Here is a 15,241-nt window from a genome sequence, read left to right as displayed (position 1 = left end):
TAAAAGAAGCTAAGTAGTGTTTTCTAAAACACCTCTTATCTCTTCTTTTTAGGCTTAATGTGAATTTTAATATCATTTAGCTTCTGAAATCCATTTTCAATCGCTAAAATCACAGCCGAAACGTAAATATACATTTCTTTTGCTGAGTCAACGTCTATATTATCAATTATCTCATCATCATCTCTACCATGCGCAATGGTGTTTCTAACAAGTGTATAATCGCTTAACAGTGAATTTAACTTAGAGAAAGTTTCATGGGTTGTTAATCCAGGCACTGTATCATATGCTTTTTTAAACTTATCTGAAAACCGCTCATCGGTATCTTGACCGTATATTTTTTGATTTATATAACTCTCTAATGCCGCATATGACATAAAACAGGACATTTTGAAATTATTCTCATTGAGTAATGCGTATGCTTCTATGAGTAGCTCAAAGTAAAAAGGCTGGTGGTTTTTAGCCCCTACAATATTTAACTCGCAAACAACTTCATCTGAGTTTCCATGATCCATACCCGTAGAGTAATATGAACCGCTATAAATAATCTTGCTTAAATTATTATCTATAGCATCAATTTCCATCGCCGATATATATGGCGGATTATTACCATCCATGTGAAATATGCAATCATCAAATTCAGATAGATTTTCTTTGTGAGGATTGCTCGCGAAATATGAATTAATAAAGTCATCAGAGTTCAATGAGTTGATATTAGAAAAAGCCGCTTTGGTTGCAGGGCACACAGAATTTATCTTTTGTTTTATTTCATCCAAAACAAAAATCTTGCTCACAATCTCCACTTCAAAAACCTTAAAGAAATCGTAATCAAACCCCCAATTTCCTTTGAAGTAATAGTTCTTTTCTGCATAGCCATCATAACCATTGGAGTATGAATAATCGGGATCGACAGATGTAGTATAAAACAACCTATATTTCTTTATAATACCCAAAGATGAATTCACCAAGTCAATATCATCACGTAAAGCATCATACATTTCATTAATTTTCATTTCACACCTTATTAAATTAACCACTCACCTCTAATCCAAGCTTGCACTTCAGATAGACGATAAGCAGTAGCACCAATTTTAATACGTTTGGGGAACTTACCTTCCTTCCCAAGCTTACAGCGTGAGCTGCTCGCAAGAGTAGTCAGCCCGACAATCTTTCTCACGAATCATACGGTCATTGTTAGAAATTTTCTCAAGACCCTTTTTATCAATAACTGCCATTTTTTCATATTAGCCAGCCTTTTGTTTGAGGATTGTCACTTTTGACTCAACGCATGAGATGTTATTGAGGTATGTCGTCCAGAGCTCTAACGCTTCCAGTTTCTTCACCATAAATTTACTTCGGTTGTAAATACCCGCCACACCGGGTAATGCAAGGCCTAACTGATCTGTTCCCTATTTATTCATACAGGCAGAGGCTAGTAACGTCGGCTTCAGACACAAAGCGTACAGCCTAAAACACCGTAAGGTCTGTTCAGAGCGATCTGCGGACATAGCTAACAGCATTCAACGGGGAGCAAGTCACAAGGCTGTCTAACCTTATACACAACTCAAAAAATAATGGCTCTGTCGCGTTAGACGCCACGCAATTTCGCCCTGTCAGGGAGTTAAATTTTTTCAGATGTCATAGCCGATATAAGCTAGCGTTGAGGTAGCAAACAGGGTAAAAATGATGACAACGTAGCGGAATCTACCCTGACTTGCGGCAATTTGCGCCTCCAGATAGCTCTTTTGCTGGCTCACTGCCTCGGTCAACGCCTGCTGGCTGGTTTGCAGAGACTCAATTGCCTGGGTTAGTGGGGTCAAATGCTGCACCAGTGCTGCCGGGACGTCGGAAGACAACGTTTCAAGGCTGCTTAACACTTGCCTCCGATCGCTTTCCTGCCGTTCCGCGAGCATGGTTCGCGTCGTTTGCACTCCTTGGCTCACGCCCTTGAGCTGCTGGTCAAGTTCGCTTATCGACTGCTTTATTTGCTGCTGGGCCTGCATGATACTTTCCAGCCGTTCAGCCAACCGCTGGTCACGCTCTCGCGTCGACTGTTGCTCGCTGGCATTCGCAGCGCAGGTTTCCTCCAGGAAGCGATTAGCATTCAGCAGTTGCTGCAATAAGGTCTCAGCACTGTCGATACCCGTTTGCTGATACTGCTGTATTGCTGCCTGGACACTCTCATTTTGCTGGCCAAGAACATCCGACAGTTTTTCAAAGACCTCACCGGTCGCGGCTTTCAGCTGGCTATCATAGTGTGCCGATTGTTGGCTAAGCGCGGCACTAATATTCTGTTTTTTTTCTTCAACCTGCGTCGAAATAAAATCTCTCAGCTTACTTATCGCCCCAGGGACATCGTCGTCTTGCAGCTCACGTAACGATTTTTTCAGTGGATTAATGATTTCTTCGGTGTTTGCACCTACCGCATTAATGGCATCATTGATTTCTTCAACCTTATCTTTGGTGTCCAGAACCTCTGTGTTGAGTTTTTTTAACGAACTCTCAAGGGGATTGAGCGGCTCCTTGAGTATTTTTACCATTAACTCGGCGAGCGATTTTTCTTTATTTTTTATTTCACTGGTCACGTTCATGCCTTATCCAGAATGCTTTTCAGTTAAATTCATTAAATTTTCCCGCTGATTTTTCAACGCAACGCAGGAGAAAACTTGTAATAACGCATCACAATCATCACGTTCCTGAAAGACTGAATCCAGACGCGTACTTAATGTTTTGAGATACTCTTCATCAAGAAAGTGAACAAACTGCTCGCAGCGGACAAGATCCTCTTGTGATTCAACAGCAATTCTCTTTAACTCGTTTTCGCACGATACGGCCTGTTGCTTAAGTGATATCTGTTTCTGAAGGGATTTATTCTGCTCTACCCGCAACTCCTCGAGAATTACCCCATCTTTGGTGAGTTCGCTTTTGTATTGATTATGGACGTTCTCTGCGGCAGCCATCCATTGTGAGGTCCACAACCGAATGACTTCCACTTTGGCATTATCAGCGGCATGGATGACACTGTTTTTATCCGATAAATAATTCGCAGAACTAAGATAGGTGTCGATCCAGTAGTCATTGAGCCTATAGCGAATAGCACTGAAGTTTTCATCAAGAATATCCTGAACCGCCTGTCTCGTAGGTTCAACTTTGTTGCGGGCCACTTTTTGCCAGTAGACCGCCTTATTTTTCACATCCAGCTGGATATTCTTAATTTTAGAGCAATAGTCGGCGATCATGCTATGTAAAGTGGTACATTTTTCACTGCTGTAACTTCCCTTCAATTTAAAGTTTGCGGTCTCTTTCGCAGCTTTATCGATAAGCCGTCGGCTGACAGGTAAAGCGTTATCTTTTAATAACCTCTCCGTTTTTTTTAATTTCTGCTGCGTCTGAGTAATAGCGTTTTTCCAAACCGTCAGTTTATCTTTTGTCTCTTGTTGCTGTTTTTTTAGCCCCAGCAGTTCTCTTCCGATTGCCGCCGTTTTTTCCTCCTGGATATATTTAACGCTGAGGTGGGTATCCAGGGTACTTCGCAGCCGTCCGAGTGGGCTTGTCGATGTTGCAATTTGTTCCAACAGTTCGCTACGCAAGTGGCTGACCATGGGGGCAACCCGGGCGTAAAGGGCGGTATCGTTTTCGGCCATACTCAGCCAACTGCTGCCAAACTCGAGCGGAAAGTAGAGGTTCCGATCTTTCGCCGCGTCGCTCAGGTTGCTAAAGCGTTCAATCTGTTCAATAAGGCGCTGACGTAACTGCGCGATATCGATAGCCGGATCGTTGCGAATCAGCGTCTTCACCGACTGCGCTGAGTAAGAATAGGTCGTCACGATACGAAACCGATGCGGCATCGCCTGCCAGTCCTCAATACCCGGCAGGGTGATAACCTGTGGCTGCAGGAAGCTCAAATCGTCGCCACGACCAATCAGCAGGATCAAATCAGCGAAGGGAAGATAGGTCTTCGCCATGTGATTTACATGCTTTTGCTCTTCCATATTGGCGGGATTATCACCAGGCAGATCCAGAATACGCACGCCGGGTGCTCCCGAAGTTTTTATCCTGAAAAAACGCCTCGGAATATGCACAATACAGGGAGAATCAACAACCAGTTCACCCCGTTCCATCTGCTTTCTGAGCTGCGCTAAGGTCTCTGTCATATCGTCGTCAGAGGCAAACCAGTGCGTTTTCGATTGCACAAACAATCCCCAGCGCTGGTCCGTTGAACGACGATATTCCATGGCGGTGGCGGTGGATGATTTTCCGGCTTCCCGCCCGCCGCGTAGCACGTGCGATAGCGTTGCCATCTGCTGCAGATCGATATCCATCAGGTCGAGCAGTAAGGTGGTTTTGCCGACCTGCGTCTTACCAAATATGACCACGTACGGTTCGGCATCGCTTTCCTTAAGTTGTATCCTTTCCTGAACGTCATGACTTAATGTCTTAATCAGCCGATCGTAGGCGCGAAAAGCCCACTCCGACTGCCGTGACTCTAACCGCTGCCAATAATCAATAACTTTCCCGGACGTCATCTCACTCACCACGGCTGGTGATTAATACTTGCAGGCCCGTAGCCGATGAACCCAGCTCATTGCGCAGGTCGTCGATAAGGGCATTCACATCGGCGATGGCTTTCGCGAGCCGATCCTTGCGCATCAGCATTTCGTCCATGTGATAACGCGCACGTAACGTTTCGCTAATCCGCTTACGCGCCGCGCTCATCGTGTCATCGAATTGATTGCGTAAATGCTCAATATGGTGGTCATGAACACTGGCAAGCATGACGTGTGCCTGGCTGCTCGCTTTTTTCTCAAAAGTACGCATTCGCGTTACTGCAGCCGCGGTCACGTAGGCCGCCGCCACAACGGCTGTTACCGCAACGGCAGCAGGATGCATCATCACCGGTGCGGGGGGAAGAGGTGAACCCGTCGGGTCAGCAGAAGGCTTATCCTGGCCAAAGAGCGTGCCGAGGATATCGGAATCGCCATCGCTGACAACGTCTATCGCCAGCACCGCAGCCAGTGATTTTATTGCGGTCTTGCCAAGATCAACCCCTGCGTTGAGAGTTTGAACCCCTTCTGCCGCGACGTTACCCGCGGATGTCTCGCCATCGTCCTGCTCAAGCGTGACGTAGGGCCGCAGCTCTTTGCAAATCTCAGGCATGGCGTACACAAGGCGGGTGTACTCTAGCGAGAGCACCGGGATCAATTCCACGCTCTTCCTCAGCTGTTTATTCACCACTGGGATGTTTTCCGCATTCGACGTGGCACCAAGATTTAGCAAAATTTTGATATTACTTATTTTTTCCGCATCCAGCTGTTCGTGTTGCACGGGCTGCCCGGCGCTATTCATATAGCCAAGTGCTACCAGCTTCTCCAGCTTCGGTGATGCAGGCAAGTTTGGGCGATCGTTGCCGTTTGGAATGGGCTTGAGTTTCGCCGCCGTCAATTGTTGCAGACTGTTCACATAGTCGTCGAAGAAATCAGCTGATGCGTCCTGCCATGAATCCTGTACCAGTTGCTGCAATTTGCCTTTTGTCTCACTGGTGGTATCAAATGCATTCGATATCCAGTTGGCAAATCCCTCATGCTCCTTGACCAGCCTACGGTCCATATTAGCCTTCGCCGCCTCAAAAGTTTTAGCGATGCACATTTTTACCTTTTTGGTATGCTCCTCCCGCAGTTCCTGCACGGCAGTGTCAAACACTTCCAGAGCTTCGGCCAGCACCTGGCTGCCATCGTCCTGGCCGCCTTTATCACTGTGGTAATACAGACGTGACTGGGTGCGGATCATATTCATAACGCGCGGCAGATCCTTACTAACAATCCCAGTAAGGTGGGTTAACTGGAGATAACGGTTGGTTTGTCCGGAAAAGTTAAGGTCGTCAATGGCCCGACGAAGGTGCGGCATCCATTCTGTTACGTATTCCGGATCGTCGGTGCCGGTTAAAATAATGTTGTTATCGGCATATTCGGCAGCGACATTGAAGGTTTCGGCCGCGCTTTTTCTTAATTCAGCTTGACGTTGCGGATTGTGGCGAAACGCTTCTGTCTTGGAGATAACAATATAAGGTTTACAATTCTTAAGCTCTTTTTCCAGCATATCTTTGACGATTTCGAGCTGCTGCTGGTTTGCCAGTCGCGTCTCATCGGTCACGATAATACAACCGCCTGCCGCTATCATCGCCTGACGCATCAGTTCCTGCCACTCACGATTTTCACGCTCTTGTTTTTCATAACCAGGAAGCAGTAACCAGGCCTGGTTATTGCGGGTAAAATAACGCTGCGGTACCTTCAGTATCGGCAGTAAATCCCCGGCATCAGGATCGCAGACCGCGCGCTGAAACTCGTTGACGTCGACGCCGATATCATCCAGCGTCAAACCATTTCCAGTTTCGACCAGGCGGCGGACATAACCCTGCGCTACTTTAGTCTCACGACTCTCGAGGATCAGTACCGGCATTTTCTCGCCGCGTCCTTCATTACTGCGTAACCAGCCGCTATTGTCATGATGCAGGTTATACAGGCTCGCCATCAGCGTCGTTTTACCCGCCCCTTGCGAGCCGCCTATCGCCACGATCCAGGTATCGGCGAGCACCTCAGCAAGCAGCAGTCGTCGCATGACCTCAAGTAATTTTTCATCAAGCTCCTCACCGTCAAGTGCGGAACAGGCCCCACGTAAACGACGCAAAGCATTATTCAGAGCCTTGAGCTGAATTTCAGGTGATTCCATTGGCATTTCTTATCCTCAGCAGGTCTTAATTATCCATCCTTATCGGTCGGCCCGTAGCCTGGTACGATAAGAACAACGGCGGTTGGTTTTGAAGTTGGAGTGAGTAACGTCCCTTTCAAAGAACCTTTTGTCCCAGCAGCATCCACGACAGTTTCGGAAAAGGTCACCGGCACAGCCACCAGTCGTACAAATGTACACGCGCTTAAAAAAGCAATGGAAGCGGTAATATGTATCGGTGATGTTCCTGTAATAATTAGCGCACCAGTCAATTTATATTAAAAATATGACCTGCTCTTCATGGATTAATACATCAGCGGCGTTAGTAAAGTCCGCTCCTGGCACACGTCAAAGGTCTCATCCGCATAGTCAAATGCGCCCTGAAGGGACCAGTCGCTCACAGGCTATAATTAGAAGCTTGTGTGTAGTCACTGTAGTTGCTTCAACGGATAAGAATTGGAGCTGCTGGAACCGTCGCTGTAGGCCTCAGTAATAATGATTTTTTTACCCTCAACAGCATATCTGACCGTGCTGTCTGCAGGATCATCCCGCCAGCGACCGGTGCTGTCAGGATTGTCAGATGCCCACATCACTTGATTGCCGATAAGTTTGCACTTGATGGCCCAGCGGGTTCCATCGTTCTGTCGGATATAATGTACGTAAGCAATACCTGACTCGACTTTATCCAGCCGCATGATTTTGAGGTCACGACCGAACATTGCCGCAGAAACAGCCTTGCAAACCTGACCCACCGTCACTTCAGAAGCCAGTACCGGAGCAGCAAACACGAGCGGAACAAGAAGCAGCAGTTTCTTCATATGGATCCATCCTTTTAGTTATGTTCTTGAATAACGCTTATCGTATATTTCGGCAACCTGAAGCATTTCTTGACGAATATTTAGCATTAGGATGACAGGACTGACTAATAAAATCCCTGGCGTAATCTCACGCACTCTCTGACGGTTAGCCCTGCTCCTGCTGTACATCCTCAGCGTGGTACGCGAACAAAACATCGGGCATGAGGCCCGTTTTCTCTATGGTTGCCAGCACGGACTGCGTTGAAGCCTCAGCGATAACCTTCATCGCTTCATCACGAATTTCGACATACGCTGGGTCTTCACGGGGCACGAAAGGCTCAAGGAGGTGGGCGATAGCTTTACCGTTAACAGAAAGGCCGAACGTGCCAGCGGCACGATCCACATTCCAGATGTAGATGAGTGGCCATAAACCCAGTTCGTCGCATTCGGCCTCACTGCGGATCCCCGGCAGATACACAGGCATTGACAGCTTTTCATCACTCAGCGTCAGCGCGATAAACTGTTACGCCGTCAGTCGGGAACCCTGCCCGGGCGCAGCGTCAGGTTTTTTCTTTTTAAAGAATCCGAACATGGTCTTTCCTTGTTTATGATGAATCGGAGGGATAGTCACTGTCTTACAGAGCGGATGAATCAGAGCGTCACGGACCACAGCGCAGACTCGCGGTAACTCTCATTCGGCAAAAGTGATTTTTACACATTTCATGTCACCAGAAACGAGAATTACTTATCGCTTTTCCTGGCAAGATAGCCATGATGATGGCCAACACATTGCTAGCGTGGATGCTGGCACTATCACGAAGAAACGAGGGAGATTCCTTCGATTACATATGCAGCATTATTGGTTGCTGTTTTATTGGGAAGTGGAGTCGTCACTTTTCTTAACGTCCTTCTGCCCTCTTCCGCCAGATCGAACCTCATAAAGTTGTTTAGAAATCAGCAGGTATTCAATAGCAGGCCATGCTGTGGTTCACGCTGCATTTCAAAGGCGTCACCAACATCAGCAAATGCTCCGGACAAAGACGCGCTGTTCATGTGGGCCAGATGCCCAAACGTCCTCTTCCTGCTACTAACCAATCCTGTCATGCATCCATTTGATATGGCCGCTTTGAGCGAGAAGCGGATCGTCCGCCAGAATATCTAAAAAGCGGGACAAAGACCTTATGACGAAGCTCTAACGACCCGAATACCAGTACATCTCATATGAAGTGAAATAGTGTGCTGTCTTAAGACATTTCCATGTTAAAAAATAAGATTAACCTACATGGAGATGTTGTTCTTTATAGCTTTTTTTCCGGAATTACTGGGCGGCTGTTCCTTATAAACGTAATGACCGCCATTTCATATGCCTTCATTTTGCCTGTCATGAGTCTTTTTTTAATAAACGGATTACATGCCAGCCCGATTTTTATCACTTTCTACAGCCTGGGGTTTGCCCTCTCAGGATTATTTTTCAGCCAGTTGATGGGATCGCTTGCAGATAAGGGACATCCAGTCCGGCAACTTTTCATGATTTCTGTTACGTCGCTTTTTCTGGCGGGTTTAGCCTTCAGTTTCTGTCGTCAACCCATCGAGGCTCTGGTCATCGGTATTTTCTTGATGGGGCCAGGCAATGCGTCTATCCCGTTACTCCTGTCGATGATCCGAAAACATTCACTGACGGCAGGGCTTAACGCTACACGGCTCAATACGCAAATGCGTTCGGGCGTGTCAATTGTGTGGATTGCCGGGCCAGCTCTGGCATTTGTCTTCGCCGACCGATTTGGCTTCACCTTTAATTTTCTGACCTCAGCCCTGCTTGCGGCCATCACCTTACTTGTCAGCCAGTTGCTGTTTTCGAAGGATAAAAACAGTGTCGATACCGGCAGAGCAGAAAAAACTCAAGCCAGTAAAGCCCCTGTCACGGGTATGATTTGGGCACTCGGCGCAGTAATGATGCTGGCAAATTTATCCAATAACATGTACCTGACCATTATGCCGCTGTACCTGGTACACGAGCTTAATTTACCCGCTTCGTTTCCGGGCTTTCTGCTTGGCGCAACCGCGATAATGGAAATTCCCGTTATGCTTGCCGCTGCTCATCTGGCAGAGAAAACAGGGAAAGAGCCACTGATTATGGTCGGATTTCTCTTTGCAGCCGTCTATTACAGCCTGCTTCAGTTGGCCACTAACATGACCGAACTGATTGTGTTGCAACTTTTTAACGGATTATTCTTTGGTATTTTTGTCGGCTTGGGCATTTCTGTTATTCAGGACGCGTTGCCAGAACGTAGCGGCTTTGCATCAGCATTTCACTCCAATGCCATGCGCACAGGCATGATGGCTGGCAATGGGATTGCCGGTCTGATGGCGCAGCTGGCAGGTTTTAAAATGACTCTGCTTGCTCCACTGTTATCAGTGTGTTGTGCTGCTTTGCTAATGCTTTGTATAAACAGAAATCTCTCTACAAAAAAGAGTTCACCAATAGGCTGACAGTTCTCATAAATATGCGTACAAAGCACGATTAACCGGCGCTGTTGCTCCAGTTTTATTCTGATTAATGCAACGGCCGCTTCTGGCACAAAGCGGACTAACTAACGGATCTGAAGGTCCGCTGTGAGCGATAAGCGGGCCTAAATAAAAATGTGATATTAATCACGAATCGATCGCGCTACGTAAATTCTGCAGGACCAGAGCCTTGCAGAATTCACGTAGCTGGCTTTGATATCGTCTTTTTCAGGCGCCGATATCCCGCAGCGCTTTGCCTTTCATCAGGTTACGCTCAATATGCTCCAGCGTGACGTGTTTGGTTTCCGGCACCAGCCATATCGTCAGCAGGATAAATGCCAGATTAAGCGCGGCGTAGAACCAGAACGTATTGGCGTTGCCAAACTTCTCCAGCATGGTCAGAAACGTCGCGCCGACGATCATATTACCTACCCAGTTAGTAGTCGTGGAGGCGGTAATGCCAAAGTCGCGGCCTTTCAGCGGCTGAATTTCCGAACACAGCAGCCACACCACCGGGCCGGCTGCCATCGCAAAGCCGACGATAAAAATCAGCAGCATCGCAATCGCAAAATACTTACGAAAATCGGTTTCAACGCCCAAATGCAGCAGCGTGCCCAGCACGCCCATACCGATGGCCATCACCAGGAAGCTGGTCGTAAGCATCGGTTTACGACCCCAACGGTCGACCAGACCAATAGCGATTAAGGTTGCCAGCACGTTGACCAGGCCAACGATCACCGTTCCCCACATTTGCTCACTGGTGCTGGAAAAACCGGCGATGCCGAAAATTTTCGGCGCGTAATACATCACCACGTTCATGCCGGTAAATTGCTGCATCAGCTGCAATAACATCCCCAGCCATACTGCACGGCGAAAGTTGCCGTTATTTCTGAACAACGACCAGCCGTGCTGCTTAACCATCAGGCTTTCCCGGATGTCGTCCAGCTCCTGTTTCGCCTGCTCGCTGGTATTACGCAGACGATCCAGCACGCGCTGCGCCTCGTTAAAACGTCCGTGCGAAGCCAGCCAGCGTGGGCTGTTAGGCAAAAACAGCACGCCGATAAACAGGATCACCGCCGGGATAGCGATAACGCCCAGCATCCATCGCCAGCTGCCGCTATAGCTGAAGGCGGTATCGGAAAGATAAGCCACCACGATGCCGGTGGTCAGCATCAGTTGATACATGGAGATCATAGAGCCGCGGATCCGCTCCGGCGCAATTTCGGCCAGATACAGGGGGGCGGTATAGGATGCCACGCCCACTGCCAGCCCAAGCAGAACGCGGGAAAATATCAGCGATTCCACATCCGGCGAAAGCGCCGACCAGAGCGAGCCGATAATAAACAGCGTGGCCCCGGCCAGCATACTTTTTTTGCGTCCCAGCTTCGAGGACATCCAGCCCGCGGCCAGCGCGCCAATGGCTGCGCCAAACATCATCGAGCTGACTACCCATTCCTGCTCGTGATTGCTGATATGCAAATCTTTTGCTAAAAAAGGCAGCGCGCCTGCAATAACGCCGATATCAAGCCCGAACAGCAGACCCGACAGCGCCGCCATCATGCAGACAAACCAGGTAAACCGATTCCCTGAAACTTTACTGGCCTTCATGCCGTATCTCCTCGCCTAAGTCAATTTACATCAAGAATGTTAACTTTATGTAAATAAGCGGGGTGTCGATGCGTTACCGGTCACATTTTCAGATACGACCGGCGGCAGGATAATGCGGAAGGCAAAACAAGGCAGCCGCTGCCTACTCTTCTTTTTTGCTTTTCCAGTTGGCCCACGGGCTGTCGGCAGGAAGTTCAGGTGTGACGGCAGCATCGCTTAAAGACGCAATATACAATGCCTCCACCTCTGCCCGCGCCCACGGCGTACGACGCAGAAACTTCAGGCTGGATTTAACGCTGGGGTCGCTTTTAAAGCAGTTAATATTAATGCGTTTACCCATCTCATCCCAGCCGTAGCGTGCCACCAGCGCGTTAATAATGGCTTCCAGCGTAACGCCATGCAGCGGATCTTTTGAAGTGTGGTTACTCATAGCACTCTCTCAGCGAAAATAATGCCGCTACCATACTGACTGTGATAGTCAGGTGCAAACCGGGCGTGTTTATTACACGGCAGTTGCCGCTGCTTTATACAAAACCTTGCTCAAAACGCACATTTTGAGACATCTGGCTCAAACTTTTCATCAGCCTGCCGATAGTGGTTTACAGACAGGCTTTTTCGCCCGTTACTGCACATCAGGAAATTTACCAAGACAAAATCCCGGCCTCCGCACCTAAGTGCGAAAAGAGATACGGTTCTTTGCTCAGAAGCAAAGGATAAAACGTTCCACCCGGGAAAATCATGCGTCACCGCGCTGACGGTCGCCGCACAGTATTCATTGGCGAGGATAAAAGTCCCGCAATGGATCGTTGAGATCATGAAAACTTCCTGGGGTTGTCTATGTTTGGTGTAAAAAAATCGAGTTTTTCCCTGTCTTTATCTAAAGGCAGCGCCGTTGTTAAGGACATTAACGCGATTAAGCAGCATGTGGCGTGGATTGAGTTTTTGCCCGATGGAGAAATACTCAGCGCCAATCAGCAATTTATGGAGATAACTGGCTATTCGCTAAGCGAAATCCAGGGTAAGCATCACCGTATTTTTTGCGATACGGAATATGTCCATTCATCGGAATACCGTCATTTCTGGCAAACGCTGGCATCAGGCGAGTCGGTCACGGGTATCTTTGAACGCTTCAGTAAACAACATCAGCGCTTTTACCTTAGCGCCACCTATTTCCCCGTTTGTGATGATAAGGGTGAGGTTTATAAGGTCATTAAGATAGCCTCTGATATTACCGCTCGCCATCAGGAGCTGGAGCAGAAAGAAGCGGTGATCACCGCGCTGGATCGTTCTATGGCGGTCATTGAATTCACAACCGACGGCAAGATAATCACCGCTAACAACAATTTCCTTAACCATATGGGCTATGCGCTGTCGGATATCGTCGGCCAGCATCATCGCATTTTCTGCTATGACTGCTTTTACCGGGAAAACCCCGAGTTCTGGCAAAAAATCAGCAAAGGCCAGCATTTTGTCGGGCGCTTTGAGCGTAAAACCGCCAGTGGTGAACGTATCTGGCTTGAGGCAAGCTACAACCCCATCTATGACGCAGATGGCAAAGTCTGCAAGGTTATCAAGCTGGCTTCAGATATTACGGCCCGCGTTGAGGCGGCGAAGCGCGTGGCGGACATAGCGGTCACCACGTCGGAGCAAACCTCGCAAATCACCCACAACGCTAATGAAGTGCTGGATGAAACCGTGCGGAACTCCGGCCAGGTCGCCTTGCAGGTAAGCACCGCCACTGAAATTGGCACTCAGCTGAACGCATCGGCAAAAAGCATCAGCGAAGTGGTCGATACGATTAACGTTATCGCCTCGCAGACCAATATCCTCGCGCTGAACGCCGCGATTGAATCCGCTCGTGCCGGCGAAGCTGGCCGCGGGTTCAGCGTGGTAGCGGCTGAGGTTCGCCGCCTTGCCGCTTCTACCGCCAGCGCCACGCAAAAAATTACTGCCGTGGTGGAGGTTAATACGCAGCTGATCAAGCAGATGTATCAGGAGCTGGATTCGGTCAAACAGTTTATGGTTACCGAGCAGGATAAAATCAGCGAGCTTTCGCGCAGCCTGCGTGAGATCAACAGCGGCGTACACCAGTTTGTCAGCGTTATTCATCGGCTGGATGTGTAGGCACAGGAAAAGGGAGCAAGGCAGCTCCCTGCTCTTCTTATTCTGCTGCTTTCACGGGCAGTGATAACCTTTGGTGCGTAAGCGCACCATTAAAGCGCTAACGGGCGTGATAAATAAACCTGCCTTATGATTGCAATCTTTAGGCTTCGGGCTTAGCAAACTTCCTCCTGCGCCGGAAAACAGGCTTCTGCAGCTATTACATGATGTTAACAAACGGCGCTTGGTCATCTACCGCGGAAACTGGCATAATTACTGCATTCTCCTTTTTGTCATCGATTAAAAAGGAGAATGTATGATGAATGTAATGGTGAATGATCACGAGGCCGTGGATGCAAAACGCAGATCCTTACTGAAGCTTTCCGGCATCATGGCGGGCGGCGCGGCGCTAACCGCCGGATTTAATGCTGCGACCTTTGCCGCCGCACCGCTCAGCAAATCAGCCTTTGCCCCGCCCACGCCGGATCGTCCTGTCCGCATTAATTTCAACGAAAACCCGCTTGGCATGTCGCCCAAAGCGCAGGCTGCCGCACGTGATGCCGTCTTAAAAGCAAATCGCTACGCTAAAGCGGAAATTATCGGGCTGCGTCAAAAAGTTGCTGAACATCACCAGGTTTCCCCGTCAGCCATATTGCTTACCGCCGGCTCATCAGAAGGGATTCGGGCGGCGGTGGAAGCCTGGTCACCACAGGGATCGCAGCTGGTTATCCCGGAATTGACCTATGGCGATGGCGAACATTTCGCAAAGATTGCCGGTATGAAGATCGCTAAAGTTAAGATGCTTGATAACTGGGCATTTGATATTGCGGCAATGAAGGCGGTCGTAGCCAATCATCGTGGCCCGTCGCTGGTTTATCTGGTAAACCCTAATAATCCGACGGCGACTATTACCCCAGCCGACTTGATTGAACCATGGATAACCAGCAAGCCTGCCGATACGATGTTTATTGTTGATGAAGCCTACGCCGAGTTTGTTAACGACCAACGTTTCCGCTCCGTCTCGCCGCTGATTGCGCAAGGCATGGATAATATTATTCTGCTGAAGACCTTTTCTAAAATTCACGCTATGGCCGGAATGCGCGTCGGCTATGCGGTGGCGCACCCGGATGCAATTGCGCGGCTCGAAAAGCATGTTGCCGGAGAAAAGATAAATTTCTGCGGCGTTGATGCGGCGTTGGCTTCTATGGATGACCATGCGTTTATCGCATACAGCAAAAAGAGCAACGATCTTTCCCGTCAGATTTTAGTGAAAGCGCTGGACGAGCTACAGCTCCCTTACCTGCCGTCTGAGGGAAACTTTGTTTTCCACCAGCTCAGAACGACGCTGCAAACGTATCAAAAGCGGATGGCAGAGTCTGGCGTACTGGTCGGCCGCGCTTTTCCACCAGCCGACAGCTGGTGCCGGATTTCGCTTGGCACACCGGAAGAAATGCAGTGGGTCGCCGATAAGCTGCGTGAATTCCGTAAGAAGGACTGGGTATAGTTTTTGG

General features: G+C 48.7%; 12 protein-coding genes and 1 pseudogene. 3 read left to right on the top strand and 10 right to left on the bottom strand.

Annotated elements, in window-relative coordinates; translation table 11 throughout:
* Positions 1-35: 35 nt before the first annotated feature.
* The 7 genes and pseudogenes from EGK14_RS03040 to EGK14_RS03000 all read right to left on the bottom strand — a co-directional run bounded on the left by EGK14_RS03040 (position 36) and on the right by EGK14_RS03000 (position 8,001).
* Positions 36-1,010, bottom strand: coding sequence for a hypothetical protein (locus EGK14_RS03040; protein WP_125287591.1), 975 nt, complete (start codon positions 1,008-1,010; stop codon positions 36-38).
* 11 nt (positions 1,011-1,021) lie between these two features.
* A pseudogene (locus EGK14_RS03035) lies at positions 1,022-1,232 on the bottom strand (helix-turn-helix transcriptional regulator).
* A 396-nt stretch (positions 1,233-1,628) separates the two neighbouring features.
* Positions 1,629-2,588: a hypothetical protein gene (locus tag EGK14_RS03025; protein WP_125287590.1), complete on the bottom strand. Its 960-nt coding sequence runs from the start codon at positions 2,586-2,588 to the stop codon at positions 1,629-1,631.
* A 3-nt stretch (positions 2,589-2,591) separates the two neighbouring features.
* Positions 2,592-4,523 (bottom strand): hypothetical protein, encoded by a 1,932-nt coding sequence (locus tag EGK14_RS03020; protein WP_125287589.1) that lies wholly within the window; start codon positions 4,521-4,523, stop codon positions 2,592-2,594.
* A gap of 1 nt (position 4,524) precedes the next feature.
* Positions 4,525-6,723 (bottom strand): hypothetical protein, encoded by a 2,199-nt coding sequence (locus EGK14_RS03015; RefSeq protein ID WP_199746349.1) that lies wholly within the window; start codon positions 6,721-6,723, stop codon positions 4,525-4,527.
* A gap of 425 nt (positions 6,724-7,148) precedes the next feature.
* Positions 7,149-7,538 carry a hypothetical protein gene (locus tag EGK14_RS03005; protein ID WP_021536972.1) on the bottom strand — a complete coding sequence of 130 codons (390 nt, stop codon included), beginning with the start codon at positions 7,536-7,538 and terminating at the stop codon, positions 7,149-7,151.
* 145 nt (positions 7,539-7,683) lie between these two features.
* Positions 7,684-8,001 (bottom strand): hypothetical protein, encoded by a 318-nt coding sequence (locus EGK14_RS03000; protein WP_233598435.1) that lies wholly within the window; start codon positions 7,999-8,001, stop codon positions 7,684-7,686.
* Positions 8,002-8,774: 773 nt separating this feature from the next.
* Between EGK14_RS03000 and EGK14_RS02995 the strand changes: the two genes are divergently transcribed.
* On the top strand, positions 8,775-10,007 hold the full coding sequence (locus tag EGK14_RS02995; protein ID WP_125287587.1) for a sugar efflux transporter: 1,233 nt from the start codon (positions 8,775-8,777) through the stop codon (positions 10,005-10,007).
* A gap of 243 nt (positions 10,008-10,250) precedes the next feature.
* On the opposite strand, the gene EGK14_RS02990 is transcribed toward EGK14_RS02995, so the two are convergent.
* The 3 genes from EGK14_RS02990 to EGK14_RS02980 form a co-directional block, all read right to left on the bottom strand.
* Positions 10,251-11,630, bottom strand: a complete 1,380-nt coding sequence (locus EGK14_RS02990) for a sugar porter family MFS transporter (protein WP_125287586.1) — start codon at positions 11,628-11,630, stop codon at positions 10,251-10,253.
* A gap of 142 nt (positions 11,631-11,772) precedes the next feature.
* Positions 11,773-12,060: a VF530 family DNA-binding protein gene (locus EGK14_RS02985; RefSeq protein WP_125287585.1), complete on the bottom strand. Its 288-nt coding sequence runs from the start codon at positions 12,058-12,060 to the stop codon at positions 11,773-11,775.
* A 110-nt stretch (positions 12,061-12,170) separates the two neighbouring features.
* Entirely contained in the window at positions 12,171-12,446 is a 276-nt protein-coding gene (locus EGK14_RS02980; RefSeq protein ID WP_125287584.1) for a hypothetical protein, read from the bottom strand.
* A gap of 21 nt (positions 12,447-12,467) precedes the next feature.
* On the opposite strand from EGK14_RS02980, the gene EGK14_RS02975 reads away from it, so the two are divergent.
* Positions 12,468-13,754 carry a PAS domain-containing methyl-accepting chemotaxis protein gene (locus EGK14_RS02975; RefSeq protein ID WP_125287583.1) on the top strand — a complete coding sequence of 429 codons (1,287 nt, stop codon included), beginning with the start codon at positions 12,468-12,470 and terminating at the stop codon, positions 13,752-13,754.
* A 292-nt stretch (positions 13,755-14,046) separates the two neighbouring features.
* Positions 14,047-15,234 (top strand): histidinol-phosphate transaminase, encoded by a 1,188-nt coding sequence (locus tag EGK14_RS02970; protein WP_233598434.1) that lies wholly within the window; start codon positions 14,047-14,049, stop codon positions 15,232-15,234.
* The last annotated feature ends 7 nt before the right edge of the window (positions 15,235-15,241 follow it).

It is taken from the genome of Erwinia sp. 198 (assembly GCF_003937915.1).
GTDB lineage: Bacteria > Pseudomonadota > Gammaproteobacteria > Enterobacterales > Enterobacteriaceae > Erwinia > Erwinia aeris.
Note: the sequence above shows the minus strand (reverse complement) of the source record. Positions and strands in the feature narration are given on the sequence as shown.

Coding starts and splice junctions, on each gene's coding strand:
- EGK14_RS02980 (WP_125287584.1), bottom strand. CDS start 12,446: ATGATCTCAACGATCCATTGCGGGACTTTTATCCTCGCCAATGAATAC.
- EGK14_RS03025 (WP_125287590.1), bottom strand. CDS start 2,588: ATGAACGTGACCAGTGAAATAAAAAATAAAGAAAAATCGCTCGCCGAG.
- EGK14_RS02995 (WP_125287587.1), top strand. CDS start 8,775: ATGTTAAAAAATAAGATTAACCTACATGGAGATGTTGTTCTTTATAGC.
- EGK14_RS03020 (WP_125287589.1), bottom strand. CDS start 4,523: ATGACGTCCGGGAAAGTTATTGATTATTGGCAGCGGTTAGAGTCACGG.
- EGK14_RS03015 (WP_199746349.1), bottom strand. CDS start 6,723: ATGGAATCACCTGAAATTCAGCTCAAGGCTCTGAATAATGCTTTGCGT.
- EGK14_RS02975 (WP_125287583.1), top strand. CDS start 12,468: ATGTTTGGTGTAAAAAAATCGAGTTTTTCCCTGTCTTTATCTAAAGGC.
- EGK14_RS02970 (WP_233598434.1), top strand. CDS start 14,047: ATGATGAATGTAATGGTGAATGATCACGAGGCCGTGGATGCAAAACGC.
- EGK14_RS02990 (WP_125287586.1), bottom strand. CDS start 11,630: ATGAAGGCCAGTAAAGTTTCAGGGAATCGGTTTACCTGGTTTGTCTGC.
- EGK14_RS03040 (WP_125287591.1), bottom strand. CDS start 1,010: ATGAAAATTAATGAAATGTATGATGCTTTACGTGATGATATTGACTTG.
- EGK14_RS03000 (WP_233598435.1), bottom strand. CDS start 8,001: ATGCCTGTGTATCTGCCGGGGATCCGCAGTGAGGCCGAATGCGACGAA.
- EGK14_RS03005 (WP_021536972.1), bottom strand. CDS start 7,538: ATGAAGAAACTGCTGCTTCTTGTTCCGCTCGTGTTTGCTGCTCCGGTA.
- EGK14_RS02985 (WP_125287585.1), bottom strand. CDS start 12,060: ATGAGTAACCACACTTCAAAAGATCCGCTGCATGGCGTTACGCTGGAA.